Origin of the sequence: Streptomyces sp. LN549, from assembly GCF_043203805.1 — a bacterium.
Classification (GTDB): domain Bacteria; phylum Actinomycetota; class Actinomycetes; order Streptomycetales; family Streptomycetaceae; genus Streptomyces.
On record NZ_JAZHRI010000002.1, the window covers coordinates 1,662,873 to 1,689,065 of the forward strand.

The window sequence follows — 26,193 nt, forward strand, 5'->3', positions numbered from 1 at the left end:
GTGGACGTTCTCCCTCATGCGGTCATGGAGAAAACGACATTAGTAGGCGCCGCCGGTATTGCCTGACCGGTGCCGCCCCCAGGTATTCAGAGAGACGGGCAAGTCAACGTCGAGCCGATTTCCTGCCCCCGGAATGATTCGTACACGGATTCACCAATCGGGACACTTGGGTACACCCGACGGGAGGCGCGGCAGATCCCAGGGGCTTCTCGATCATCGAATGAGTGATGAACGTCACGCGACGGGCACCTTTTCAGATTGACATGCACCCGCATTGTCGACACCGGGGTGCGACATAAAACGCACAGCCTCGCGTGAGAGCTTTTCCATTCATTCACAGAAATACTCTCGGTATGCAGATCACCGCATTCCGGTGACCAGGCCCCTGAGGAATGCGAGATCGACTTCTTCGAGCGAACCGACGACCACTCGGCCGGCGGCCGGAGCGATCGGCGACACGGACGGCACGGCGACCACCCGGCACCCCGCGGCCTCCGCGGCGGCCACGCCGGTCGCGGTGTCCTCGATGACCGCACAGAGCCCCGGGTCGGCCCCGAAGCCGCTCGCGGCCGTGAGGTAGGGCTCCGGGTGGGGCTTGGTGCGGGTGACCTCGTCGCCCGCGACGGTGAGCGCGAAGTGGTGATGGCCCACCGAGTCCAGGACCCGGTCGATGATCCGGCGGTGCGAGGCGGAGACGAGGGCGGTGGGGACCTCGTGTCTCGCCAGCTCGGCGAGCAGCCTTGCCGCGCCCGGCATCAGCGACACTCCGCGGGCGATGCGCTTCTCGAAGCGGTCGTTGAGCAGCACGGTCAGCTCGTCGAGCGTGACATCCGCGCCGGTGACGTCCATGAGGTAACCGGCGCTGCGGGTCATCGGGCCGCCGACGACCACGTCCTTCCACGCCTCGTCCAGCCGGTGCCCCAGATCGGCGAACACCTCCACCTCGGTGTCCCACCAGAAGCCCTCGGTGTCGACCAGGGTGCCGTCCATGTCGAGAAAGACGGCCTGCAGGGCGGCACCCTCGGCCGTACGGGTCGGGGACGCGGGGATCGTACTGGTCATCCGGCACACCTTCCATGAGGGACGAGAAGGCCGGCCACCTTTCCCGGAGGGAGGGCGACCGGCCTGCACTGGACCGACCAGTGTACGACTCGTGCTGCTACCGCGCGTCGAACGGAGCCTTACCGCGCGTTGAAGTACTTGGCTTCGGGGTGGTGGATGACGATGGCGTCGGTGGACTGCTCGGGGTGGAGCTGGAACTCCTCCGACAGGTGGACCCCGATCCGCTCCGGCTGGAGCAGGTCGGCGATCTTCGCCCGGTCCTCCAGGTCCGGGCACGCACCGTAGCCGAGGGAGAAGCGCGCGCCTCGGTACTTGAGCGCGAACATGTCCTCGACGTCGGCGGGGTCGTCGCCGGCGAAGCCGAGCTCGGAGCGGACCCGGGCGTGCCAGTACTCGGCCAGGGCCTCGGCGAGCTGGACGGACAGACCGTGCAGCTCCAGGTAGTCACGGTAGGAGTTGGCTTCGAAGAGCTTGGCGGTCTCGCCGCCGATCTTCGAGCCGACGGTGACGACCTGGAGGCCGATGACGTCGGTCTCGCCGGACTCCTCGGGGCGGAAGAAGTCCGCGAGGCACAGGCGGCGGCCTCGGCGCTGGCGCGGGAAGGTGAAGCGGGTGCGCTCCGAGCCGTCCTCGTGGAGCAGGATCAGGTCGTCGCCCTTGGAGACGCAGGGGTAGTAGCCGTAGACGACGGCGGCCTCGAGGAGGTTCTCGGTGTGCAGCTTGTCGAGCCAGCCGCGCAGGTGCGGGCGACCCTCGGTCTCGACCAGTTCCTCGTACGTCGGTCCGTCGCCGGCCCGGGCCTGCTTGAGGCCCCACTGCCCCTTGAAGAGGGCGCCCTCGTCGAGCCAGGAGGCGTACTCCTTGAGCTGGATGCCCTTGACGACCCGGCTTCCCCAGAACGGCGGGGTGGGGACGGGGTTGTCGACGGCGACGTCGGAGCGGACGCCCTCCTCCGGCTCCTCGACCTCCAGCACGGCCGTGTCACGCTTGGGCACACGGCGCTGCTTGAGCTCGGGGAGAACGGCACCCGGGACACCGCGCTTGACCCCGATGAGCGCGTCCATCAGCCGCAGGCCCTCGAACGCGTCCCGCGCGTAACGGACCTCACCCTCGTAGATCTCGTGCAGGTCCTGCTCCACGTAGGCGCGGGTGAGGGCCGCGCCGCCCAGGATGACCGGGTAGTCGGCCGCCAGCTTGCGCTGGTTCAGCTCCTGGAGGTTCTCCTTCATGATCACGGTGGACTTCACCAGGAGACCGGACATCCCGATCACGTCGGCGCGGTGCTCGTCGGCGGCTTCCAGGATCGCGGAGACGGGCTGCTTGATGCCGATGTTGACGACGTTGTAGCCGTTGTTGGACAGGATGATGTCGACGAGGTTCTTGCCGATGTCGTGGACGTCACCGCGGACGGTGGCCAGGACGATGGTGCCCTTGCCCTCGGCGTCCGACTTCTCCATGTGCGGCTCCAGATAGGCCACCGCGGTCTTCATGACCTCGGCGGACTGGAGCACGAACGGCAGCTGCATCTGGCCGGAGCCGAAGAGCTCGCCGACGACCTTCATGCCTTCCAGCAGGGTGTCGTTGACGATGTCGAGAGCGGGACGGGTCTGCAGGGCCTCGTCGAGGTCGGCCTCCAGTCCCTTCTTCTCGCCGTCGATGATCCGGCGCTGGAGGCGCTCGTCGAGCGGCAGCGCGAGGAGTTCCTCGGCCTTGCCCTCCTTCATCGACTTCATGTTGACGCCCTCGAAGAGCTCCATGAGCCGCTGCAGCGGGTCGTAGCCTTCGGCGCGGCGGTCGTAGATCAGGTCGTGGGCGACCTTGACCTGCTCCTCCTCCAGCCGGGCGATCGGCAGGATCTTCGACGCGTGCACGATCGCGGAGTCGAGACCGGCCTTGACGCACTCGTCGAGGAAGACGGAGTTCAGGACGACGCGGGCCGCCGGGTTCAGGCCGAAGGAGATGTTCGACAGGCCCAGCGTCGTCTGGACGTCGGGGTGGCGCTTCTTCAGCTCGCGGATCGCCTCGATGGTGGCGATGCCGTCCTTGCGGGACTCCTCCTGCCCCGTACAGATCGTGAAGGTGAGGCAGTCGATGAGGATGTCCGACTCATGGATGCCCCAGTTGCCGGTCAGGTCCTCGATCAGCCGCTCGGCGATGGCGACCTTGTGCTCGACGGTGCGGGCCTGTCCCTCCTCGTCGATGGTCAGCGCGATCAGCGCGGCGCCGTGCTCGGCGGCCAGCTGGGTGACCTTGACGAAGCGCGACTCGGGGCCGTCACCGTCCTCGTAGTTCACGGAGTTCAGGACCGCGCGCCCGCCGAGCTTCTCCAGCCCGGCACGCAGCACGGGCAGTTCGGTGGAGTCCAGCACGATCGGCAGGGTGGAGGCGGTGGCGAAACGGCCGGCCAGCTCGTTCATGTCGGCGACTCCGTCGCGTCCGACGTAGTCGACGCACAGGTCGAGCATGTGCGCGCCCTCGCGGATCTGGTCGCGGGCCATCTCCACACAGTCGTCCCAGCGCGCCTCCAGCATCGCCTCGCGGAACTTCTTCGACCCGTTGGCGTTCGTACGCTCACCGATCGCGAGGTACGAGGTGTCCTGGCGGAACGGCACGGTCTGGTAGAGCGAGGCGGCTCCGGGCTCGGGGCGCGGGTCGCGGACAGCGGGGGTGAGGTCGCGGGCCCGGTCGACGACCTGGCGCAGATGCTCGGGCGTCGTACCGCAGCAGCCGCCGATCAGGGACAGGCCGTAGTCGGTCACGAAGGCTTCCTGCGCGTCCGCCAGCCCCTCGGGGCCGAGCGGGAAGTGCGCGCCGTCCTTGGTCAGCACGGGCAGACCCGCGTTCGGCATGCACATCAGCGGTGTACGCGAGTGCCGGGCCAGATAGCGCAGGTGCTCGCTCATCTCGGCCGGGCCCGTCGAGCAGTTCAGCCCGATCAGGTCGATGCCCAGCGGCTCCAGGGCGGTCAGCGCGGCGCCGATCTCGGAGCCGAGCAGCATGACGCCGGTCGTCTCGAAGGCGAGCGAGCAGATCAGCGGCACGTCGATGCCCAGGGCGTCCATCGCCCGGCGCGCGCCGATGAGGCTGGACTTGGTCTGCAGCAGGTCCTGCGTGGTCTCCACGATCAGGGCGTCCGCGCCGCCGGCGAGCAGGCCCTCGGCGTTCTGCTGGTAGCCGTCCCGCAGCACGTCGTACGCGATGTGGCCGAGCGACGGCAGCTTGGTGCCGGGGCCCACCGAGCCGAGGACCCAGCGCTGGCGGCCGTCCTTCGCTCCGAACTCGTCGGCGACCTCGCGGGCGATGCGGGCGCCCGCCTCGGACAGCTCGAAGATCCGGTCAGCGATCTCGTACTCGTTCGCTGCCGAGTGGTTCGCGCCGAAGGTGTTCGTCTCGACGCAGTCCACGCCGACGGCGAAGTACTCCTCGTGCACCGAGCGCACGATGTCGGGGCGCGTGAGGTTCAGGATCTCGTTGCAGCCTTCGAGGTTCTCGAAGTCCTCAAGCGTGGGGTCCTGTGCCTGGAGCATGGTGCCCATGGCACCGTCGGCCACCACGACTCGGGTGGCGAGCGCCTCACGGAGGGCTGCGGCTCGGTTCCGGCTGTCGGCGGAAGGGGTCGGCGACGAGGCCATGGATGTACTCCCTGGGATGCGACGGCTGTCGGCTTTGCGTCTTCGGCGGAAGGCGCACCTGGCCAGGGTAGCCGGGTGGCGTCCCGGGCCGTCACTCTGTCCCACGAATCGGACTGCATGCTGTTCAGGTGGTCGTCCGGGCTGTCGGAGTGCCGCAGAATTCCCTTGCGATCGAGCATGGGTCGGCATCGACCGATAGTGTTCAGCATTGTCGAACCGAGGTGGAGGAGTACGGCGCGATGGCCAAGAACATCCAGTCGCTGGAGCGGGCGGCCGCGATGCTGCGCCTGCTGGCGGGCGGCGAGCGGCGGCTGGGACTGTCGGACATCGCCTCCTCCCTGGGCCTGGCCAAGGGCACCGCGCACGGAATCCTCCGCACGCTCCAGCACGAGGGCTTCGTCGAGCAGGACGCGGCATCCGGCCGCTATCAGCTGGGGGCCGAGCTGCTGCGTCTGGGCAACAGCTATCTGGACGTCCACGAGCTGCGGGCACGAGCACTGGTCTGGACGGACGATCTGGCCCGTTCCAGCGGCGAGAGCACGCACCTGGGTGTCCTGCACCAGCAGGGCGTCCTGATCGTCCACCACGTCTTCCGGCCCGACGACAGCCGTCAGGTCCTGGAGGTCGGGGCCATGCAGCCGCTTCACTCCACGGCCCTGGGCAAGGTCCTGTCCGCCTACGACCCGGTGGCCCACACGGAGGCCCTGGAGGCCGAGCGGCAGTCCTTCACCCCCCACACCGTCACCGATCCGCAGGAGTTCGAGTCGATGCTCGAACTGGTCCGCGCGCGGGGCTGGGCGGCCGACGTGGAGGAGACCTGGGAGGGCGTGGCCGCGGTGGCCGCCCCGATCCACGACCGGCGCCGGATGCCGGTGGGAGCCGTGGCCGTGACCGGCGCGGTTGAGCGGGTGTGCGCGGACGGCGAGCTGCGGCCCGAGCTGGTGGCGGCGGTACGGGACTGCGCCCGCGCGGTCTCCCGGGATCTGGGCGCCAGGCGCTTCTGAGTTCCCTGCGGGATCATCGGTAACGATCGAGTCATAGGACACACACCCCTTGACGCCTCATTCACCTGGGAGAAACACTGCCGTTCATCGGTCGGCATTGTCGAACGCCTAACGGAAATACGCGTTAGGGTGTGACGGTGCCAAGGCCGCAACGCCCTCACCTGAGGGCGCGGACCACCGGAGGTACCCGGGGTTCGGCTTCCCTGGACGAAGGACAAAGGAGTCGCGGGTGTCCAGCTCCGACATCTTCATCGGCGAGACCATCGGTACCGCCGTACTCATCCTGCTCGGCGCCGGTGTCTGTGCCGCCGTCACGCTCAAGCACTCGAAGGCACAGAACGCCGGCTGGCTCGCCGTCACCTTCGGGTGGGGCTTCGCGGTGCTGACCGGCGCATATCTCGTCGGCGGAGTCTCCGGAGCGCACCTCAACCCGGCCGTCACCCTCGGTCTGGCGATCGAGGGCGGCACCAAGTGGAGCGACGTCCCGCTCTATCTCGTCTCGCAGCTGTTCGGCGCGATGATCGGCGCGGCGCTGTGCTGGGTGGCCTACTACGGACAGTTCCGGGCGCATCTCACCGATCCGGAGATCCTGAACGCCCATACGGGTGAGGAGGGCATGGTCGACAAGGCCGCAGCCCCCAAGGCCGGACCGGTTCTCGGCGTCTTCTCCACGGGTCCCGAGATCCGCAACGCCGTGCAGAACGTCGTCACCGAGATCATCGCGACGACCGTGCTGGTCCTGGCGATCCTCACCCAGGGCCTCAACGACAACGGCAACGGCCTCGGCACGCTCGGCGCGCTGATCACCGCGCTGGTGGTCGTCTCCATCGGTCTCTCGCTCGGCGGCCCGACGGGCTACGCAATCAACCCGGTTCGCGACCTCGGTCCGCGTATCGTGCACGCGCTGCTTCCGCTGCCGAACAAGGGCGGATCCGACTGGGGATACGCCTGGATCCCGGTCGTCGGACCGCTCGTCGGCGGCGCGATCGCGGGCGGGCTCTACAACCTCGCCTTCGCGTGAGCCACAGGGCCCAGAGCCGTCACCCCCAAGACCACACAGACTTCCGGGAGCACACCGTGACCGACGCACACACCACCGGCACCCACGGCACCGGGCCGTTCATCGCGGCCATCGACCAGGGCACCACCTCCAGCCGCTGCATCGTCTTCGACAAGGACGGCCGGATCGTCTCCGTCGACCAGAAGGAGCACGAGCAGATCTTCCCGAAGCCGGGCTGGGTCGAGCACGACGCGGCCGAGATCTGGGAGAACGTCCAGGAGGTCGTGGCGAGCGCGATCGTCAAGGCCGGCATCACCGCCGCCGACGTGAAGGCGATCGGCATCACCAACCAGCGCGAGACCACCCTGCTCTGGGACAAGAACACCGGTGAGCCCGTCCACAACGCCCTCGTCTGGCAGGACACCCGCACCGACGCGCTCTGCAAGGAGCTCGGCCGCAACGTGGGCCAGGACCGCTTCCGCCGCGAGACCGGCCTGCCGCTCGCCTCGTACTTCGCCGGCCCCAAGGTCCGCTGGCTGCTCGACAACGTCGAGGGGCTGCGCGAGCGCGCCGAGCGCGGCGACATCCTCTTCGGCACCATGGACTCCTGGGTCATCTGGAACCTGACCGGCGGCACCGACGGCGGCGTCCACGTCACCGACGTCACCAACGCCTCGCGCACGCTCCTGATGAACCTGCACACCATGACGTGGGACGACAAGATCCTCGCCTCCATGGACATCCCGGCTGCCCTGCTGCCCGAGATCCGGTCCTCGGCCGAGGTGTACGGGAAGGCCAAGGGCGGCGTGCTCGACGGCGTGCCGGTCGCCTCCGCACTCGGTGACCAGCAGGCCGCGCTGTTCGGCCAGACGTGTTTCGCCGAGGGCGAGGCCAAGTCGACGTACGGCACCGGCACGTTCATGCTGATGAACACCGGCGAGACGCCCGTCAACTCCTACAACGGGCTGCTGACCACGGTCGGCTACCAGATCGGCGAGCAGAAGCCGGTCTACGCCCTGGAGGGCTCGATCGCCGTCACCGGTTCGCTGGTGCAGTGGATGCGCGACCAGATGGGCCTGATCCAGTCCGCGGCCGAGATCGAGACGCTGGCCTCGTCGGTCGAGGACAACGGCGGCGCGTACTTCGTGCCGGCCTTCTCCGGACTGTTCGCCCCGTACTGGCGTCCCGACGCCCGCGGTGTCATCGCCGGGCTCACCCGCTACGTCACCAAGGCGCACATCGCCCGTGCCGTGCTGGAGGCCACCGCCTGGCAGACCCGCGAGATCAGCGACGCCATGACCAAGGACTCCGGCGTCGAGCTGACCGCGCTCAAGGTCGACGGCGGAATGACCTCCAACAACCTGCTGATGCAGACGCTCGCCGACTTCCTGGACGCCCCCGTGGTGCGCCCGATGGTCGCCGAGACCACCTGCCTCGGCGCCGCCTATGCCGCCGGCCTGGCCGTCGGCTTCTGGCCCGACACCGACGCGCTGCGCGCCAACTGGCGCCGGGCCGCCGAGTGGACCCCCCGCATGGACGCGGACACCCGCGACCGCGAGTACAAGAGCTGGCTCAAGGCCGTGGAACGGACCATGGGCTGGCTCGAAGACGAGGAGTAGACAACATGACCACCCTGCAGAGCGTCCCCGCCCTCGGGACGCATCCGGCCTCCGGCTCCCTTCCGAGCCGCGCCGAGACCCGGGAGCAGCTCTCCAAGGCGACGTACGACCTCCTGGTGATCGGCGGCGGCATTCTGGGCATCTCCACCGCCTGGCACGCCGCGCAGTCCGGGCTGCGGGTGGCCCTGGTGGACGCCGGCGACTTCGCCGGCGCCACCTCCTCCGCCTCCTCCAAGCTGCTCCACGGCGGTCTGCGCTATCTGCAGACCGGCGCGGTGAAGCTGGTCGCGGAGAACCACTTCGAGCGGCGCGCGGTGTCGCGTCAGGTGGCCCCTCACCTGGCCAATCCGCTCACCTTCTACCTGCCGGTCTACAAGGGCGGGCCGCACGGTGCGGCCAAGCTCGGCGCGGGCGTGTTCGCGTACTCGGCGCTGTCCGCCTTCGGCGACGGCGTCGGCCATGTGATCAGCCCGGCGAAGGCGCAGCGTGATGTGCCGGAGCTGCGTACGGACAATCTGAAGGCCGTCGCGGTCTACGGCGACGACCAGATGAACGACGCGCGGATGGCGCTGATGACGGTCCGCGCGGCCGTCGACGCGGGGGCGACCGTCCTCAACCACGCCGCGGTGACCGGGCTGCGGTTCACCAGGGGCCGGGTGACGGGCGCCGACCTCGAGGACCGTACGGACGGCACCGAGTTCGGCGTCACCGCGCGGCTGGTCCTGAACGCCACCGGTCCGTGGGTCGACCACCTGCGGAAGATGGAGGACCCGAACGCGGCGCCGTCGATACGTCTGTCCAAGGGCGCGCACCTGGTGCTCAAGCGCACCCGCCCCTGGAAGGCCGCGCTGGCCACGCCGATCGACAAGTACCGCATCACGTTCGCCCTGCCGTGGGAGGACATGCTGCTCCTTGGTACGACGGACGAGGAGTACGAGGGCGACCCGGCGGATGTCGCGGTGACCGAGCAGGACACCGCGCAGATCCTGGACGAGGCGGCGTTCTCGATCCGGGACCAGCAGTTGTCGCGGGATCTGATCACGTATTCCTTCGCGGGGCTGCGGGTGCTGCCGGGCGGGCCCGGTGACACCTCCAAGGCCAAGCGCGAGACGGTGGTGACCGAGGGCCGCGGCGGGATGCTCTCGGTCGCGGGCGGCAAGTGGACGACGTTCCGCCACATCGGCCGTACGGTGATGAACAAGCTGGCAGCGCTCCCCGGGCACCCGCTGGCCGAGGACATGGAGCCGATGGCCCGGCTGCCGAAGAAGCTGCCGCTGCCGGGGATCGCCAACCCGAACGCGGTCGCCCACCGCCTGCTGATCGACGGCGGCACGCCCGGTCCGCGGATGTCCGCCGACACGGCACGGCACCTGGCCACGCACTACGGTTCGCTGTCCTTCGACATCGCCCGGCTGGCCAACGAGAACCCGGCGCTCGCGGAGCGCATCCACCCGGACGCGCCGGAGATCTGGGCGCAGGTCGCCTACGCGCGCGACCACGAGTGGGCCCAGACCGCGGACGACGTGCTGCGGCGCCGGACGACGCTGACGATCCGGGGTCTGGCGACGGACGAGATCCGGGCCGGTGTCGAGTCGGTGCTGGGCGACCGGAAGAGCTGACACATGCGGACGGGGGCGGCGTCCGGGGGGACGCCGCCCCCGTCCGCATGTGCCGATTCACCCAGGGCCGTTCCGGACCCTGTCGCACGAAACCGGGCGTAACGGCGCGGCGTCGCGGTACAGGCGTTGCACAGGTCGGCCCGAAGGGCGCTCCGGCCGCCTCCGGGGACGCATAATGGTGCGATACATCGGATGTCTGGAGGTCGCCCATGGCTGTCACTGACGAGGCCATCGAGAAGATCAAGGGAATGATCGTCTCGGGTGCGCTACGGCCCGGCGATCGTCTCCCCAAGGAGAGCGAACTCGCCGCGGAGCTCGGTCTGTCCCGCAACTCGCTGCGGGAGGCGGTACGCGCGCTGTCGCTGATCCGCATTCTCGACGTGCGCCAGGGCGACGGCACGTATGTCACCAGTCTCGACCCCCAGCTGCTGCTGGAGGCGCTGAGCTTCGTCGTGGACTTCCACCGCGACGACACGGTGCTGGAGTTCCTGGCGGTCCGCCGGATCCTGGAGCCGGCCGCGACCGCGATGGCGGCGAGCAGAATCAGTGAGGAACAGCTGGACCTGCTGAGCGCCCAGCTGGACGCGCTGGGCGAGCGCCCCTCGGTCGAGGAGCTGGTGGCCTGCGATCTGGAGTTCCACCGCGGCATCGTGCAGTCGTCCGGCAACTCGGTGCTCTGCTCACTGCTCGACGGTCTTTCGGGTCCGACGACCCGGGCGCGGGTCTGGCGCGGGCTGACCCAGGAGGACGCGGTGAGCCGCACGCTCCACGAGCACCGGGCGATCGTCGCGGCGCTGCGGGACCGCGACGCGGAGGCCGCACGGGCCTGGGCGACGGTCCATGTGGCGAGCGTGGAGCAGTGGCTGCGGTCGACGCTCTAGCGTTCGGCAGCGGGCCGACCCGGGGCTCCGCCCCGGACCCCGCGCCTCAGACGCCGGCGGGGCTGAGGAGATCAGCCCCGCCGGCGTTCTCCGGACGTGTTCCGCTCAGTCCTGCTTCTCGCCGCTCGCGAAGCGGGAGATGACCAGGGCGACGATGATGATGGCGCCGTTGAGGAACTGGTTCCACAGCGCCGGGACGCCGCCGAGCGTCATCACGTTGACCACCAGCTGCAGTGTCAGTACGCCGGTCAGCGCACCGAACAGCGTGCCGCGTCCGCCCTTGAGGCTGATGCCGCCGATCACGGCCGCGGCGAACACCTGGAAGATCCAGCCGTTGCCCTGGGTCGCGGCGACCGCCCCGTAGTGGCCGGTGTAGAGGATGCCCGCGAACGCGGCGAGCAGACCGCCGATGGCGAGCACGATCCAGGTGACCCGGTCGACGCGGATGCCCGCGGCGCGTGCCGCTTCCGGGTTGCCGCCGATCGCGTACAGCGAGCGTCCGTGGCGCAGCCAGGCCAGGGCCGCCCCGCCGATCGCGAAGAGGACCAGGCAGATCCAGACCGCGGCCGGGGCACCGAACCACGAGGTCTTGCCGAGGTAGCGGAAGGACTCCGGGACGTCGGTGATGGACTTGCCCTCGGTGATGCCGATGTGGAGGCCGCGCAGCATCGTCAGCATGCCGAGCGTCGCGATGAAGCCGTTGACCCGGAGCTTCAGCATCAGGAAGCCGTTGATGCCGCCGATGACGAGCCCGACCAGCAGACAGAGCGGGATCGCCGACCAGCTGGGAAACAATCCGAGGCCGGCGAAACGGCCGCCCTCGGAGTCCAGCACCAGCCACATGGCGACGACGGGCGCGATGCCGATCGTCGACTCCAGCGAGAGGTCCATCCGGCCGCAGATGAGGATCAGCGCCTGGCCCAGGACCAGCAGGCTCAGCTCGGAGGACTGCTGGACGACGCTGATCAGGTTGTCGGAGGTGAGGAAGACCGGCGAGACGATGAAGCCGATCACCATCAGCACCAGGATCACCGGTACCAGGGAGAAGTCGCTCCACCGGATCAGCTTGAGCCGGCTCAGCGGGCCGTCCTCGCCCGCACCGCCCTTCAGCGCCCCGTTGATGTCCTCGGCCGTGGACGGCCGTATCGTGCCGGTCATTCCCTTTCCCCCACACCTTCCATGGCGGCGACGAGTTCCCCGTCGGACCACCCGCTTGCGAATGTTGCGACGACCCGCCCGTGGAACAGGGCGAGGACCCGGTCGCAGACCCGCAGATCGTCCAGTTCGTCCGAGACGACGACTGCGGCGTTGCCCTCGTCGGCGACCCGCCGGACGACTCCGAGCAGCGAGTCCTTGGACTTGATGTCCACGCCCGCGGTGGGCCGGACCGCCACCAGCACGCTGGGCTTGCGGGCCAGTGCTCGCGCGACCACCACCTTCTGCTGGTTGCCGCCGGAGAGACCGGAGACGGGCTGCTCGGGCCCCTGGGTCTTGATGTCCAGCGACTCGATCATGCCCTGGGCGAACTCCCGTGTACGGGAGGGCAGTACGGTCCCCCACGGGCCGAGCTGGTCGGTGACCGTGAGTGTGGCGTTCTCGGCGACGCTGCGCTCCAGGACGAGGCCCTGGTCGTGCCGGTCCTCGGGGATGTAGCCGATCCCGGCGGCCAGGGCGTGCGGCACACTGCCCGAGCGGACGGCTCGGCCGCGCACCCGGACCGTGCCGCCGCCCGCCTTGCGCATGCCCGCCAGGACCTCGCCCAGCGCGGTGTTGCCGCTGGCCGCGGAGCCGGCGAGCCCGAGCACCTCACCGGGGCGCACCTGGAGGTCCAGGGGTTCGAACCGGCCTTCCAGGGTGAGCCCCTCGGTACGCAGGACGGGCTCGGCCGACGCGTCGACGGGTGTGGCGGTGCCGGCCGCGTGCCAGGCGACCGCGCCGGCGGACTTCTCGCCGGTCATGGCCGCCACCAGTTCCGTCTTCGTGACGTCGGCGACGGGGGCCGTCAGCACGTGGCGGGCGTCGCGGTAGACGGTGACCGCCGTGCACAGCTCGTACACCTCCTGCAAGTGGTGGGAGATGAAGAGGAACGCCACTCCCTGGTCCTGCAGTTCCCGGAGCTTGTCGAAGAGCCGGCCGATGCCGCGGGCGTCGAGCTGTGCGGTCGGCTCGTCGAGGATGATCAGGCGTGCGCCGAAGGAAAGCGCCCGAGCGATCTCGACGAACTGCCGCTGTTCCACGGCAAGATCGCGTGCCCGTGTGTTCGGGTCGACCTGGACGCCGTAGTCGGCGAGGAGCTGTTCCGCTCGTCTGCGCAGCCGCCCCCAGCTGATCCAGCGGGCGTTGTCGTCGAACCGGTTGAGGAAGAGGTTCTCGGCGACGGTCAGATCGGGGACGACCATGGACTTCTGGTAGACGCAGGCGACCTTCGACTGCCAGGCCGTGGTGTCGCCGAAGGCGGGCGCGGGCTCCCCGCCGAAGGTGACCGTGCCCGCGTCCGCCTTGTGGAGTCCGGTCAGCACGCTGACCAACGTCGACTTGCCCGCGCCGTTGCGTCCGACGAGTGCGTGCGACTCGCCGGGCCGCACCGTGAGTTTCACCCCGTCGAGCGCCACGGTGGGCCCGAAGCGTTTGACGACGCCTTCCGCCTGTACGGCAGGTGGTGGTGCCTGGTCCATGGCTAGCTCTTCTTCTCCAGCTGGTTGGCCCACAGCTTCGGGTCGTCGACGTTGTCCTTCGTCACCAAGGGCGCCGGAAGCTGGTCCTCCAGGCCGTTCGGGATCTTGATGATGGTGGAGTCGTGGTCGGTCGGGCCCTCCTTGAAGGTCTTCCCGTCCAGAGCCGCCTTGGCGTAGTACAGCGCGTACTTCGCGTACAGGTCGGCGGGCTGGGAGATCGTGGCGTCGATCTTCCCGGCCTTGATGGCGTCGAACTCCTCCGGGATGCCGTCGTTGGAGATGATCGTGATGTGGCCCGGCGTCCCGGCCGGCTTCAGCAGCTTCTTCTGCTCCAGGAGCGCCAGGGTGGGCTGCAGGAAGACGCCGCCTGCCTGCATGTAGATGCCGTTGATGTCGGGGTGCGCGGCCAGGGTCGACTGGAGCTTCGCGGAGGCGACGTCGCCCTTCCAGTCGGTGGCCAGCTCGAACACCTTGATGCCCGGGAAGTCCTTGTCCATGCAGGCCTTGAAGGCCTCGGACCGGTCGCGGCCGTTGATCGAGGACAGGTCGCCCTGGAACTCGACGACCTTGCCCTTGCCCTTCAGCTGCTCACCGAGGTACTTGCAGGCGTTCGTCCCGTACGCCTTGTTGTCGGCCCGCACCACCATGTAGATGTCGCCCTTGTCGGGGCGGGTGTCGACGCTGATGACGGGGATCTTCTTCTCGTTCAGCGTGTTGAGCGACTCGGCTATCGCACCGGTGTCCTGCGGGGCCATCACCACGGCCTTGGCGCCCTGGTCGGCGAAGGTCTGGACGTTGGCCACCAGCTTGCCGATGTCGTTCTGCGAGTTGGTCAGCGGCAGTGCCTTGACCCCACCGTCCTTCACCCCCTTCTCGACGTAGTTCTGGTAGGAGTTCCAGAAGTCGCTGTCGCTGCGCGGCAGGTCGATGCCGACCTTCCCGCTGCCCTCGCCGCTGTCCGATGATTCGCGGTTGCAGCCCGCGAGGGCAGTGACGGCCAGCAGTACGGCGCAGGCCGCCGCACTCGTCGTACGCACTCTCATTGGTGTCCCGTTCCTTTGTGAAGTACCGGCTCGAAGGATCTGATGGCATTGCGGGGGTGCGTGGTGCAGGTGGTGCAGATGCTGTGAGATGTACGGTCCGGGCCGCCCGAGTCCGGACCGCACACCCCGCGGTCAGCTGTCGGCGGGCCGCAGGCGCAGGCCCTGCATTCCCCCGTCGACGGCCAGTGCCGTGCCCGTCACGGAGGCCGCGGCGGGGCTTGCGAGGTACAGGATCGCGGCGGCCACCTCGTCGGCGGAGACCAGCCGGCCCAGCGGCTGCCGGGCGTTGAGGGCCGCGCGCTCGGCGGCCGGGTCGTCGGCCTGGCCGAGCAGCCGGCCGATCCACGGGGTGTCCGCGGTGCCGGGGTTGACGCAGTTGACGCGGACGCCCTCGCGGACGTGGTCGGCGGCCATGGCGAGCGTCAGGGACAGCACGGCGCCCTTGCTGGCGCTGTACAGGGCGCGCTGGGGCAGCCCCGCGGTGGCGGCGATCGAGCAGGTCTGGGTGATCGACACGGCGCCGGGGCGCTCGGCCGCGGCCCTGCGCAGGTGCGGCAGCGCGTGCCGGGCGGTGCGGACCATGCCGAGGACGTTGATGTCCAGGACCCGGGTCCACTCGTCGTCGTCGTTGTCCTCGACGCTGCCGATGGAGCCGATGCCCGCGTTGGACACGAGCGTGTGCAGGGAGCCCAGTTCGGCGGCCGCACGGTCGACGGCCTCACGGACGGCGGCGTCGTCGGTGACGTCCGCCTTGACGGCGAGGGTCCCCTCGGGGGCGCCCGCGGTCTCCCGGTCGAGAACCGCGACGCGGGCCCCGCGCTCCAGCAGCATGGTCGCGACGGCGGCCCCGATGCCGGAGGCGCCGCCTGTCACCAGAGCGTTCATCCCCTCGAAGTCGCGTGTGCCGGTCATCGGCTGTCCTCCTCATCGGTGCGGCGGGCCTGCCATACGGGGCCCTCCGGATAGCGGTGTGCGGCGATCGACTCGGGGTGCATCCGGGCGGAGAAGCCCGGCGCCGCCGGGGCGGTGTAGCGCCCGGACTCGATCACGGTGGGATCGACGAAGTGTTCGTGGAGGTGGTCGACGTACTCGATCACCCGGTCCTCCCAGGTGCCGGAGACCGCCACGTAGTCGAACATCGACAGGTGCTGGACCAGCTCGCACAGTCCGACACCGCCCGCGTGCGGGCAGACGGGCACGCCGAACTTGGCGGCGAGCAGCAGGATCGCCAGGTTCTCGTTGACGCCGGCGACGCGTGCCGCGTCGATCTGGACGAAGTCGACGGCTCCGGCCTGGAGCAGCTGCTTGAACACGACCCGGTTGGCGACGTGTTCGCCGGTGGCGACCTTGACCGGCTGGCCGGCCCGCACGGCGGCGTGGCCGAGAATGTCGTCGGGGCTGGTCGGCTCCTCGATCCAGTGCGGGTCGTAGGGCGCGAGCGCGGTCATCCACTCCACGGCGTCGGCGACGTCCCAGCGCTGGTTGGCGTCGACGGCGATCCGTACGTCGGTGCCCACGGCCTCACGGGCGAGCGCGAGCCGGCGGACGTCGTCGGCGACGTCACCGCCGACCTTCAGCTTGATCTGGGTGAAGCCGTCGGCGACGGCCTCCTTCGCCAGTCTGACCAGCTTGTCGTCGGAGTAGCCGAGCCAGCCGGGCGAGGTGGTGTAGGCCGGGTATCCCTCGGCCCGCAGCCGCTCCGCGCGGTCGGCCCGGCCCGGTTCGGCGGCGCGCAGGATGGCGAGCGCCTCCTCGGGGGTGAGGGCGTCCGTGAGGTAGCGGAAGTCGACGAGGGAGACGAGTTCCTCGGGCGTCATCTCCGCCAGGAACTGCCAGACGGGTCTTCCCGCGTGTTTGGCCGCCAGGTCCCAGGCGGCGTTGACGACCGCGCCGGCCGCCATGTGCATCACGCCCTTCTCGGGGCCAAGCCAGCGCAGTTGCGAATCGTGGGTGAGCTCCCGGTACAGCTCACCGAGGTCGGCCGCGGTCCGGGGCACCGGACGCCCGATCAGGTAGGGCCTCAGTGCCTCGATGGCGGCCGCCATCACCTCGTTGCCGCGCCCGATGGTGAAACAGAAGCCATGTCCCTCGATGCCGTCACCGCCCGCGGCGTCGGTACGCAGTACGACATAGGCAGCCGAGTAGTCGGGATCGGGGTTCATGGCGTCCGAGCCGTCCAGTTGTTCCGAGGTCGGAAAACGGATGTCATGGACCTCGAAATCCGTGACGGTCTGACTCATGTGCGCCCCCAGGGGAAATAACATCGGACCTCTGCTCTGGTCATCCGATGTATAGCGCCCTGAAGGCCCCAACGTCCAGGGTTGGGCGGAAACTGACCCCGTACAGCTCGGATGTATTGCCCGACTGCTGTCCGGCGTCGGGCGGCGACGCATCCCGGCCGACCGGGTTCACCCCACCGTGCGCAAGGACTGCGGAGGCAGTGGCCGGAAGCCGTAAGGTTGTTCCGTACGCAAGGGAACTTCGGAAGGAGGCCTGGGTGATCGAGCTCGAGGGGGTTCCCGAGCTGATCGACCCGGTCATGGTGGCCGCGTTCGAGGGGTGGAACGACGCAGGTGACGCCGCTTCCACGGCGGTGGCGCACCTGGACCGGGAGTGGAAGGGCGAGGTGTTCGCGGCGCTGGACGCCGAGGACTACTACGACTTCCAGGTCAACCGCCCGACGGTCTGGCTGGACGGCGGGGTGCGCAAGATCACCTGGCCGACGACCCGGCTCTCCGTGGTCCGTATCGGCGGCGAGAAACCGCGCGATCTCGTCCTGGTCCGGGGCATCGAGCCGTCGATGCGCTGGCGCTCGTTCTGCAACGAGATCCTGGGCTTCGCCCATGAACTGGGCGTCGAGATGGTGGTGGTGCTCGGTGCGCTGCTCGGCGACACCCCGCACACCCGGCCGGTGCCGGTCAGCGGAGTCACGTCCGACCCGGATCTGGCACGGACCATGGACCTGGAGGAGACCAGGTACGAGGGGCCGACCGGCATCGTCGGCATCCTCCAGGAGGCGTGCACGCACGCGGGTGTGCCCGCGGTGAGCCTGTGGGCGGCGGTGCCGCACTATGTGTCGCAGCCGCCCAACCCGAAGGCCACCCTGGCGCTCCTGAACCGCCTGGAGGACCTCATCGGGCTGCGCATCCCGCTGGGTGAACTGCCCGAGGACGCACGCGCCTGGCAGCTCGGGGTCGACCAACTGGCCGCCGAGGACAGCGAAGTGGCCGAGTACGTGCAGACGCTGGAGGAGGCCCGGGACACCGCGGAGCTGCCCGAGGCGAGCGGTGAGGCCATCGCCCGGGAGTTCGAGCGCTATCTGCGGCGCCGGGATCCCGGCCCCGGCCAGTCGCCGGGCGGGCACGCGACGGACAGCGGTGAGGGCTCGTATCTGCGGGACCCGTCGAGCGGCCGGACCAGGCCGCCCAAGCCGCCCCGGCCGGAATCCACCGGCCCCGGGCCGTTGGGCGGGGCCGGCAGCGGTCCCGTGACCGGCTCCGGGGAGGGCGCCGGGCCGGCCGGCGGTACGGGGAGCAGCGACGCCTCGCCGGATTCGTCGGAGGATTCCCCGGACGACTCCTCGGAGGACTGATCCGGACAGCGTGGAGCCGGACGGGTGTGTACCCGCCCGGCTCCCCTGCATCGCTGCGGACATTCAGGAACAGACGAAGCGCGCCGCGCCCCAGTCCCCGTGGTCACCGGTCTTGGACCCGTTGGTGTCCGTGACCTTCAGACGCACGTGCCGCGCACCGTCGAGCGGCACATCGACCGGCACGGTCGCCGACGCCCCGGTCACCTTCGGCGAGGTCCACAGCACCTTGCCGTCCGCCTCGACGGAGAACGCCACTTCGCCGTAGCCGTTGATCTCGTCGTCGATCCCGGCGTCGGCGGTGAACTTCGAGCAGTGCCCGCCGAGATAGACCTCGATATCGGAGTCGGCGTGGGTGCCGATCCCCTTCTCGTACACCTTCCCCGCCAGGGTCAGCGGGTGTCCGTCGGCAGCGCCCGATTCGCCGTTGCTGCGGTCGCGCTCCGCCGGTCCGTACCCGTTGGACGAGGTCAGCCACTCCAGATCGCTCGCCCACGCCTCACCGGTGGGCGGCGCCGGCATCACGGCTGTGGCGAAGCGCTGGACGGCCGTGCGGGACTCGCCCGCCGACCGGTAGCGCGTGAGCGCGGTGATCCGGGCCTCCCCCGCCTTGGCGTCCTTCGCCGGGGTGACCTGCACCTCGACCCGTCGGGTGGTGCCCGCCGGGATCCGGTCCACTGCGGCGGCCGGAGTGGTCTGCCAGCCATCGGGAACGTCGAGCGAGACCACGGCGTCCGTCACATCGGCCTTGCCTGCGGTGACGTCGACGGCGACGGTGCCCGCGGCCCCGGCACCGATCTCCTGGCCCTGCGGCGCGGAGAGGGCAGCGGTCGCGGCGGCGTCACGACCGCCGACCGCGCTGGTGTTCTCCAGCTTCACGGAGAACTTCCTGCCCGTGGACAGCGGGGCGGTCTTGATCTTCACCACGCCGCCGCGGTCGTCGCGGTCGTACCACCAGCCCTGCTTCGCCGAGGCGTAGGCGGCAGCCGAGTCCAGCCGGGGCAGCTTGCCGGTGAGCTTCACGGCACTCGGCGCGGAGCCGGTGTGCACACTGAACTCGTACGGGCGGGTGCTCTGCTTCCCGGTGAACGCGCCCTTGCTCGCACCGATGTCGACGGTGACGTCGCCCGCGCCCCTGGCCGGTGCCCGGACGTCGGCCGTCTGGGTCGCGTACGCGCCGTCGCGGTGCTGCCGGGTCACGCCGTCGTCCTCGTACAGCGTGAACGAGGAATCGCCCTGCGGGTAGATGTCCCAGGCGAGCGGGGAGGTGGCGGTGCGGTCCTTGTACGAGCGGATGCCCGGCCACATCGGCACACTGGCACCGCCCTTGACGAAGAGCGGCAGGGTGTCGAGCGGGGCGCTGTAGTCGTCGAGCGTGACCGGTCCCTCGTACGTCCGCCCGCTCCAGTAGTCGGTCCAGGTGCCCTTCGGCAGGTAGATGCCGTCGCGCTCGGTGCTGTCCTGGTAGACGGGGGCGACGAGGAAGTCCTCACCGGACATGAACTCGTACTTGGCCGCGTCCGTCGCCGCCTTCGGGTCGTCCGGGTACTCCAGCACCAGCGGGCGGACCATGCCGACGCCGGACTTCGTCGCCTCGTGGGCGTAGGAGTACTGGTACGGCAGCAGCGACTCCTTCAGCTTGAGGTAGTCGCGGTTGATGGAGGTGTACGGCTCCCCGTACCGGAAGGGCTGCTTGTCGCTGGCCGCCCAGCCGTCCATCGTCATCGTGGTCCCGAGGAACATCTTCCACTGGAGGTCACGGGTGTACGTCTTGGCGCTCCCGCCGAAGATGCCGTCGACGTCACCCGTGGTGTAGGCGAGGCCGGACATCGTGGCGCCCGCGTAGGTCGGGATCTGCCAGCGGATGTAGTCCCAGGTGCCGTACTGGTCGCCGGACCACTGGACGCCGCAGCGCTGCGCCCCGGACCAGCTCTCGGGGGCGTAGGTGAAGCCGCGGGCGTCGCTGTTGTCCTCGATGCCCTTGTACGCGTCCTTACAGCCGTCCAGGGCGAACTTGTAGCCCTCGCCGATCCAGGCGACGTCGAGCTTGGCGACGCGCTGGCCGGCCTTGACCTGGTCGGCGATCTTCTCGATGCCGTCCTGGGTCCACAGGCCGAGCTGCATGTCGCGGTCCTGGAGACCCTTGGAGGTCTCGGCGAGGTCCTCGTAGCCGCAGCCGTAGCCGTCGTTGACGAGCATCCAGCCGTTCGGCATGTCGTTCTCGACGTAGCCGTCGGCGACCTTCAGCGAGTCCAGGGTGCGGCGCTCACCGCGGTTGGCGTTGTGCAGGTAGCAGTCGGCGTCACCGATCTCCATGCCGTACACCGGAGGCAGGAAGGGCTTGCCGGTGAGCTTCGTGTACTGGCCGATGACGTCCTTGGCGCTGTCGCCCGCGAAGTAGTAGGCGTCGAAGCGCTGTTCCTGCTCGGTGGTGGTCACCGGATCGGTGAAGGCGTAGGTGCCCGGCGCGAAGGTGTTGCGGAAGACGCCGTAGCCCGCCGACGAGAGGTAGAAGGGCACCGAGTTGGGGTGCCCGCCGTCGTCCCAGTTGTAGTCGACGCCGACCTCGACGGTCTTGTCCCGGTGCGAGGTGTTGCCGCGGCCGTTCTGCATGCCGGCGCCGTAGAACTGCTCGTCGGCGCCGCGGGCCAGGGTCTGGGTGGTCTTCTCGCCGTCCCAGCTCAGCCCCTTCGCCTCGGACCAGACCTGACTGCCGTCGGCCCGGTACAGAGCGAACCGCAGGGGCGACTTGTAGACACGCAGAGTGACGTTGCCCGTGGAGAGGTCGTAGCGGTCGCCGCGCTCCTTCCAGCGGGTGCGGGGCGGGGTGCCCTGCGGCAGGACGATGGCGTCGCGCGCAGGGTCCTCGAAGGTGCCGTCCGGAGCGAGTTCGATACGGAAGGTCTCCTCGGACACGAAGCTGACGCGGGCCTTCGCGGCCCCCGCGCTCAGCCGGTAGACGGGTCCGTCGGCGGTGAAGCCGGTGAGGTCGCCGACCGTCGTGCCGGCCGGTTCGGCCGCGTCGGCGGCCTGGGCGCTGCCCGGCCCCGAGAGCGCGGCGAGCAGTCCCAGGAGCGCTGCAACTACTGCCCCTCTGATGCGCGTTGATGATTGCATAGAGCGCTTTTAGCGCAGCATCGAGCATTTGACCATGGACAAAACGGAACCGGCTCCGAACTTCATCAAGAAGTTCGGAGCCGGTGAAGGGATGTAATCCTGCGGGCAGTTACAGCGCGACACCGAGCAGGGCGTCGACGGTGCGAGAGACGAGTCCCGGCGCTCCCTCGTCCGTCCCGCCCTCGGCGGTCTGCCGCTCGGCCCAGCGGTCCACGGCGGCCAGGGCCGCCGGGGCGTCCAGATCGTCGGCGAGGGCCTCCCGGACCTCCTCGACCAGCGCGTCGGCGGACAGCCCGTCGGGGCGCGAGACGGCGGCACGCCACCGCGCGAGCCGCTCCACCGCGTCGGCGAGCACCTGGTCGGTCCACTCCCAGTCGGAGCGGTAGTGGTGCGAGAGCAGGGCGAGGCGGATGGCCGCAGGGTCCACGCCGTCGCGGCGAAGCGCCGAGACGAAGACGAGGTTGCCCCTGGACTTGGACATCTTCTCGCCGTCCAGGGCGACCATGCCGGCGTGCACGTACGCCTGGGCGAACGGGTGCTCTCCGGTCAGCACCTGGGCGTGCGAGGCGCCCATCTCGTGGTGGGGGAAGGCGAGGTCGGAGCCGCCTCCCTGGACGTCGAAGCCCATGCCGAGGTGGTCCAGGGCGATGGCGACGCACTCGATGTGCCAGCCGGGCCGGCCCGCACCGAGCGAGGCCCCGTCCCAGCTCGGCTCGCCCTCGCGGGCCGCCATCCAGAGCATCGGGTCGAGCGGGTTCTTCTTGCCCGGGCGCTCGGGGTCGCCGCCGCGTTCGGCGGAGAGCAGGCGCATCGCCTCGGCGTCGAGGTTGGAGACCTGGCCGAAGTGCGGATCGGTGTCGACGGAGAAGTACACATCGCCGTTGAGGTCGTAGGCGGCGCCCGCGTCCCGGAGCCGTTCGACGAGCGGCACGATGCCGGGTATCGCCTCGACGGCTCCGATGTAGTGCTTCGGCGGAAGCATGCGCAGGGCAGTCATGTCCTCACGGAACAGGGCCGTCTCGCTCTCGGCGAGCTCGGTCCAGTCCTTGCCGTCGCGCACGGCCCGCTCCAGCAACGGGTCGTCCACGTCGGTCACGTTCTGGACATAGTGAACCTGCCGCTTGGTGTCGAGCCACACGCGCTGAACGAGGTCGAACGCGTTGTAAGTCGCCGCATGACCCATATGGGTCGCGTCGTACGGCGTGATGCCGCAGACATAGATGCGGGCGACGGGACCGGGGTCAAGGGTGATCCGTCCGCCGGTCGCGGTGTCGTGGATCCGAAGGTCGCGGCCCTTGCCAGGAAGGGCGGGGACCTCAGAAGCGGGCCAGGCATGCATGGCACGAGCGTAACCGGATGCAGCTTCCGGATACGAACCGGAGGGGGGAATCCTGTCCGAAGAGGCGCTCTTGCGCCCGGGCCCGGAAGATGCCTGCCCCGGTGGCTCCTGGGACCCCCGGGGGTCCCAGCGGCTTGCTCACACCGGCTCGGTCACACCGGCGGCCACGGGATGGCCGGCCACTCCCCGCTCGGCTCCCGGTGCAGCCCCGTGGACCGCAGACCCGCCACCCGGGCCCGCAGGGCCTCGATCTCGGCGGCGGTGATCAGTTCCCCCAGCCGGGTGAGCAGCGCGGCCCCCGGCTCCAGTTCCGCGGCCAGCCGGTCCAGCACCTCGACGGCCTCCGCCGGCAGCGGCTCGCCCGCCCAGCCCCACAGCAGCGTGCGCAGCTTGTCGTCCGCGTTGAAGGTCACACCGTGGTCGATGCCGTACAGCCGGCCGTCGGGTGCGGGCAGCAGATGGCCGCCCTTGCGGTCGCCGTTGTTGATCACTGCGTCGAGGACCGCGAGGCGGCGCAGCCGGGGATCGTCCGCGTGCACCAGCAGCGCCGTCCTCCCCTCCCCCACCTCGGCGAGGGCCACGGGCTTCCAGCCCTCGGCCGGCTCCTCGTCCTCGACGAGCGCGAGCAGCCCGGAGGCACCCTCGTCCTGCGGCGCCGCCTCGATCCAGAGCTGGCACATCCCCTGGCCGTACGGCCCGTCCCGCAGGACGGTGGGCGGCACCAGGCCCCACCCCGTCACCTCGGAGACCTCGTAGGCGGCCACCTCGCGCTGGGCGAGGGTGCCGTCGGGGAAGTCCCACAGGGGCTGCTCGCCGGCCACCGGCTTGTAGACGCAGTGCGCCTGCTCGCCCTCGTACGCGACCGAGCAGTAGAGCACCGCGTTGGAGGCCCCGCGGACCTGTCCGAGGACCGTGAGCTGCCCCTTGCCGAGCAGGGTGATCAGCCCGTCGTCGGTCAGGCCCCGCGGCGGTATCCGTTCTGGCGCGGGCATACGTGTCCTTCCGGATCGAGCGGCAGGCTGCACAGGGGGCACGGGGGGCGGCCTGCGTTCACGACGTCCAGGGCGCGTTTGGCGAAGGCCCTGGCCTGTGCGCCGCTGAGCCGGACCCGGAGCATCGGCGGGCCGTTCTCCTCGTCCTGGAGCAGCCGCTCCTCGGCCTCCGCGAGGTCCTCGACGGAGTCCGCGTCCAGTTCGACCAGGGCCTGCGCCTCGACGATCATGCGCTGTTCCTCGCCGTCCCAGGCCAGCGCCATGGTGCCGACCCGGAACTCCTCCTCGACGGGGACGTCGAGCGGAGCGGTGTCGGTGACGTCCATCGGGGCCACGGCCGGAACGGGTGAGTTCCCGCCGGTGCGCCGCACCACTTCGTCGAGCAGTTCGTCCACCCGCTCGGCGAGCGCGGCGACTTGGGTCTTCTCCAGGGCCACGCTGGTGACACGTCCGCCTGAGGATGCCTGCAGGAAGAACGTACGACGTCCAGGCAGCCCGACCGTACCGGCCACGAAACGGTCCGGGGGGTCGTAGAGGAACACCTGACGGGACACGTCCTGTCTCCCTTGAGATTGACGGCATATGAGGGTCGGCGGGGCCGGCCCGGGAGAGTCCCCCGGAAAGGCGCCTACGGCGCGTCCACCCTACTGTGCGAAGCGATCACGGCGCCCCAGCGCCGCCGCCGACCGCCGCGTCCCCTTCGCCGCCGGCCGCCGCAGCCCTCCCGGCGCTCGCGTCCGGCCCCGGTTCGCGGGGCGCCAGCGATGCCAGGTCGCCCGTGTCACCGAGCCGCAGCAGGAACGGGCGCAGCCTGGTGTAGCGGATCGCGGTGACGGAACACGGGTCGGCCTGTACGCGCTGGAAGAGGTCCAGATGCATGCCGAGGGCGTCGGCGACAAGGGACTTGATGACGTCCCCGTGGGAGCACATCAGGTAGACGGCGTTCTCGCCGTGCTCCGCCTCGATCCTCGCGTTCCAGTCCCGCACCGCGTCGACGGCGCGTGCCTGCATCGCCCGCATCGACTCGCCGCCGGGGAACGCCGCGGCGGACGGGTGCTGCTGCACGACCGTCATCAGCGGCTCGTCGGTGAGCTCCGCGAGCTTGCGTCCCGACCAGTCGCCGTAGTCGCACTCGCTGATCCGTTCCTCGGTGTGCAGCGCCAGCTCGGGCCGGACGTCGAGCAGCGGCGCGAGTGTCTCCCGGCAGCGTTGCAGCGGGCTGCTGACGGCGGCGACCAGGGGCAGGGCGGCCAGCCGTCCGGGGAGCGCGGCGGCCTGCTCGGTGCCGCGCTCGTCGAGCGCGACACCGGGGGTGCGGCCGGCGAGCACTCCGGCCGTGTTGGCGGTGGAGCGTCCGTGGCGTACGAGGATCAGGGTCGGCATAGCGGCCAGCGTAGGGCCTCTCGTTCGGATCAGGCTGGATCAGGGAGCGGGGTCCGGTGCCGTGCATCGCAAGGCGGAGGAGGGAGTCATGGCGGAGCCCTGGCGACCGACGACAACGCGGCGCGGTGCGGTGCCGGATCCCGCGAGCCCAGCATGATCCAAACGAGAGGCCCTGGGCCGACGCCCACGCAAAGGTGCGCCGGGGACCGGAGCAGGGAAGAATGCGCGCGTGATCGTGGACTGCGCCATTTACAAGGACGGACGCCGCACCGACGGCCCCGCCGACTTCTCCGACGCCCTCGACGAGGCGCGGGCCAGCGGCGACGCGTTCTTGTGGATCGGCCTGCACGAGCCCACGGAGAAGGAGTTCGACCTGGTCAGCAGCGAGTTCGGGCTGCACCCGCTGGCCGTGGAGGACGCGCTGGCCGCGCACCAGCGGCCGAAGCTGGAGGTGTACGACGACTCGCTGTTCGCGGTGATCAAACCCATCGTGTACGAGCACGAGAGCGACACGGTCAGCGCCGACGAACTGATGGTGTTCATAGGCGACTCGTTCGTGGTGACGGTACGGCACGGCGAGGGTGCGCCCCTGGCCGCGGTCCGCCGCCGGCTGGAGGCCGAGGCCGATGTGCTCAAACACGGTCCCACGGCGGTCCTGTACGCGATCAGCGACGCGATCGTGGACCACTACATCGATGTCGCGGGTGAGCTCCAGGTCGACCTGGAGGAGCTGGAGACGCAGGTCTTCGCCCCGAACGGAACGGGCGACTCCAAGAACACCGCGGCCCGCATCTACACCTTCAAGCGCCAGGTGCTGGAGTTCCGCCGGGCGACGGTCCCGCTGGCCGCGCCGATGGCCCGGCTGGCGAGCGCCGGGGTGCCGTTCGTCCACGAGCACTCGCAGCCGTTCTTCCGGGACGTCCAGGACCATCTGACGCGCGCCAACGAGCAGGTGGAGGGGCTGGACCGGCTGCTCTCCGACATCCTGTCCGCTCATCTCGCGCAGATGGGGGTGCGGCAGAACGACGACATGCGAAAGATCTCGGCCTGGGCGGCGATGGCCGCCGTGCCGACGATGGTCGCGGGGATCTACGGAATGAACTTCGAGCACATGCCGGAGCTGGGCTGGGTCTGGGCCTATCCGGCGGTCGTGCTGCTGATGGCGGGCGCCGTCGTCGGCCTGTACCGCCAGTTCAAACGCCGCGGCTGGCTCTGACGGATGCGTGCGGCGGGCCCGG

19 protein-coding genes are annotated in these 26,193 nt (G+C 69.9%); 7 read left to right on the forward strand and 12 right to left on the reverse strand.

Annotated features, from left to right (window positions below; translation table 11 throughout):
* Positions 1-360: 360 nt before the first annotated feature.
* Both SH922_RS07355 and metH read right to left on the reverse strand, forming a co-directional pair.
* Positions 361-1,062: an HAD family hydrolase gene (locus tag SH922_RS07355; RefSeq protein WP_393056143.1), complete on the reverse strand. Its 702-nt coding sequence runs from the start codon at positions 1,060-1,062 to the stop codon at positions 361-363.
* Between the two features lie 119 nt (positions 1,063-1,181).
* The gene (gene metH / locus SH922_RS07360; protein WP_393056145.1) at positions 1,182-4,694 is read right to left on the reverse strand and encodes a methionine synthase; all 3,513 of its coding nucleotides are present in this window, start codon (positions 4,692-4,694) and stop codon (positions 1,182-1,184) included.
* A gap of 239 nt (positions 4,695-4,933) precedes the next feature.
* On the opposite strand from metH, the gene SH922_RS07365 reads away from it, so the two are divergent.
* The 5 genes from SH922_RS07365 to SH922_RS07385 all read left to right on the forward strand — a co-directional run bounded on the left by SH922_RS07365 (position 4,934) and on the right by SH922_RS07385 (position 10,817).
* A complete protein-coding gene (locus SH922_RS07365; protein WP_393056147.1) occupies positions 4,934-5,698 on the forward strand; it encodes an IclR family transcriptional regulator in 765 nt (254 codons plus the stop codon).
* 229 nt (positions 5,699-5,927) lie between these two features.
* Complete coding sequence (locus SH922_RS07370; RefSeq protein ID WP_393056149.1) at positions 5,928-6,719, forward strand: MIP/aquaporin family protein; 792 nt, start codon at positions 5,928-5,930, stop codon at positions 6,717-6,719.
* 56 nt (positions 6,720-6,775) lie between these two features.
* A complete protein-coding gene (gene glpK / locus SH922_RS07375) occupies positions 6,776-8,317 on the forward strand; it encodes a glycerol kinase GlpK (protein WP_393056151.1) in 1,542 nt (513 codons plus the stop codon).
* A 5-nt stretch (positions 8,318-8,322) separates the two neighbouring features.
* Positions 8,323-9,936 carry an FAD-dependent oxidoreductase gene (locus SH922_RS07380; RefSeq protein WP_393056153.1) on the forward strand — a complete coding sequence of 538 codons (1,614 nt, stop codon included), beginning with the start codon at positions 8,323-8,325 and terminating at the stop codon, positions 9,934-9,936.
* A gap of 209 nt (positions 9,937-10,145) precedes the next feature.
* The gene (locus SH922_RS07385; RefSeq protein ID WP_393056155.1) at positions 10,146-10,817 is read left to right on the forward strand and encodes a FadR/GntR family transcriptional regulator; all 672 of its coding nucleotides are present in this window, start codon (positions 10,146-10,148) and stop codon (positions 10,815-10,817) included.
* A gap of 105 nt (positions 10,818-10,922) precedes the next feature.
* On the opposite strand, the gene SH922_RS07390 is transcribed toward SH922_RS07385, so the two are convergent.
* The 5 genes from SH922_RS07390 to SH922_RS07410 form a co-directional block, all read right to left on the reverse strand.
* Positions 10,923-11,975 carry an ABC transporter permease gene (locus SH922_RS07390; protein ID WP_393056157.1) on the reverse strand — a complete coding sequence of 351 codons (1,053 nt, stop codon included), beginning with the start codon at positions 11,973-11,975 and terminating at the stop codon, positions 10,923-10,925.
* Positions 11,972-13,492: a sugar ABC transporter ATP-binding protein gene (locus tag SH922_RS07395; protein WP_393056159.1), complete on the reverse strand. Its 1,521-nt coding sequence runs from the start codon at positions 13,490-13,492 to the stop codon at positions 11,972-11,974. The genes SH922_RS07390 and SH922_RS07395 overlap by 4 nt, the downstream gene beginning before the upstream one ends.
* 2 nt (positions 13,493-13,494) lie before the next feature.
* A complete protein-coding gene (locus tag SH922_RS07400) occupies positions 13,495-14,535 on the reverse strand; it encodes a sugar ABC transporter substrate-binding protein (protein ID WP_393056162.1) in 1,041 nt (346 codons plus the stop codon).
* A gap of 132 nt (positions 14,536-14,667) precedes the next feature.
* Entirely contained in the window at positions 14,668-15,447 is a 780-nt protein-coding gene (locus SH922_RS07405; protein WP_393056164.1) for an SDR family NAD(P)-dependent oxidoreductase, read from the reverse strand.
* Positions 15,444-16,775 (reverse strand): L-fuconate dehydratase, encoded by a 1,332-nt coding sequence (locus tag SH922_RS07410; RefSeq protein ID WP_393056166.1) that lies wholly within the window; start codon positions 16,773-16,775, stop codon positions 15,444-15,446. Before SH922_RS07410 ends, SH922_RS07405 begins: the two co-directional genes overlap by 4 nt.
* 257 nt (positions 16,776-17,032) lie before the next feature.
* On the opposite strand from SH922_RS07410, the gene SH922_RS07415 reads away from it, so the two are divergent.
* Positions 17,033-18,127 (forward strand): PAC2 family protein, encoded by a 1,095-nt coding sequence (locus SH922_RS07415; protein WP_393056169.1) that lies wholly within the window; start codon positions 17,033-17,035, stop codon positions 18,125-18,127.
* Between the two features lie 63 nt (positions 18,128-18,190).
* Here the strand turns inward: SH922_RS07415 and SH922_RS07420 are convergent, their stop codons facing one another.
* From SH922_RS07420 to SH922_RS07440, 5 genes are all read right to left on the reverse strand, one after another.
* Entirely contained in the window at positions 18,191-21,241 is a 3,051-nt protein-coding gene (locus tag SH922_RS07420) for an NPCBM/NEW2 domain-containing protein (RefSeq protein WP_393056171.1), read from the reverse strand.
* Positions 21,242-21,350: 109 nt separating this feature from the next.
* On the reverse strand, positions 21,351-22,580 hold the full coding sequence (gene mshC, locus SH922_RS07425) for a cysteine--1-D-myo-inosityl 2-amino-2-deoxy-alpha-D-glucopyranoside ligase (RefSeq protein ID WP_393056173.1): 1,230 nt from the start codon (positions 22,578-22,580) through the stop codon (positions 21,351-21,353).
* Between the two features lie 152 nt (positions 22,581-22,732).
* On the reverse strand, positions 22,733-23,572 hold the full coding sequence (locus tag SH922_RS07430; RefSeq protein WP_393056175.1) for an SCO1664 family protein: 840 nt from the start codon (positions 23,570-23,572) through the stop codon (positions 22,733-22,735).
* Positions 23,536-24,126 (reverse strand): DUF3090 domain-containing protein, encoded by a 591-nt coding sequence (locus SH922_RS07435; protein WP_020207450.1) that lies wholly within the window; start codon positions 24,124-24,126, stop codon positions 23,536-23,538. Before SH922_RS07435 ends, SH922_RS07430 begins: the two co-directional genes overlap by 37 nt.
* Positions 24,127-24,232: 106 nt before the next feature.
* Entirely contained in the window at positions 24,233-24,955 is a 723-nt protein-coding gene (locus tag SH922_RS07440) for a histidine phosphatase family protein (protein WP_393056178.1), read from the reverse strand.
* Positions 24,956-25,184: 229 nt separating this feature from the next.
* Here SH922_RS07440 and corA point away from each other — a divergent pair, with 229 nt between their 5' ends.
* Positions 25,185-26,171, forward strand: a complete 987-nt coding sequence (gene corA, locus SH922_RS07445) for a magnesium/cobalt transporter CorA (RefSeq protein ID WP_393056180.1) — start codon at positions 25,185-25,187, stop codon at positions 26,169-26,171.
* Positions 26,172-26,193 lie beyond the last annotated feature (22 nt).

Coding starts and splice junctions, on each gene's coding strand:
- SH922_RS07355 (WP_393056143.1), bottom strand. CDS start 1,062: ATGACCAGTACGATCCCCGCGTCCCCGACCCGTACGGCCGAGGGTGCC.
- metH (WP_393056145.1), bottom strand. CDS start 4,694: ATGGCCTCGTCGCCGACCCCTTCCGCCGACAGCCGGAACCGAGCCGCA.
- SH922_RS07365 (WP_393056147.1), top strand. CDS start 4,934: ATGGCCAAGAACATCCAGTCGCTGGAGCGGGCGGCCGCGATGCTGCGC.
- SH922_RS07380 (WP_393056153.1), top strand. CDS start 8,323: ATGACCACCCTGCAGAGCGTCCCCGCCCTCGGGACGCATCCGGCCTCC.
- SH922_RS07385 (WP_393056155.1), top strand. CDS start 10,146: ATGGCTGTCACTGACGAGGCCATCGAGAAGATCAAGGGAATGATCGTC.
- SH922_RS07390 (WP_393056157.1), bottom strand. CDS start 11,975: ATGACCGGCACGATACGGCCGTCCACGGCCGAGGACATCAACGGGGCG.
- SH922_RS07395 (WP_393056159.1), bottom strand. CDS start 13,492: ATGGACCAGGCACCACCACCTGCCGTACAGGCGGAAGGCGTCGTCAAA.
- SH922_RS07400 (WP_393056162.1), bottom strand. CDS start 14,535: ATGAGAGTGCGTACGACGAGTGCGGCGGCCTGCGCCGTACTGCTGGCC.
- SH922_RS07405 (WP_393056164.1), bottom strand. CDS start 15,447: ATGACCGGCACACGCGACTTCGAGGGGATGAACGCTCTGGTGACAGGC.
- SH922_RS07410 (WP_393056166.1), bottom strand. CDS start 16,775: ATGAGTCAGACCGTCACGGATTTCGAGGTCCATGACATCCGTTTTCCG.
- SH922_RS07420 (WP_393056171.1), bottom strand. CDS start 21,241: ATGCAATCATCAACGCGCATCAGAGGGGCAGTAGTTGCAGCGCTCCTG.
- mshC (WP_393056173.1), bottom strand. CDS start 22,580: ATGCATGCCTGGCCCGCTTCTGAGGTCCCCGCCCTTCCTGGCAAGGGC.
- SH922_RS07430 (WP_393056175.1), bottom strand. CDS start 23,572: ATGCCCGCGCCAGAACGGATACCGCCGCGGGGCCTGACCGACGACGGG.
- SH922_RS07440 (WP_393056178.1), bottom strand. CDS start 24,955: ATGCCGACCCTGATCCTCGTACGCCACGGACGCTCCACCGCCAACACG.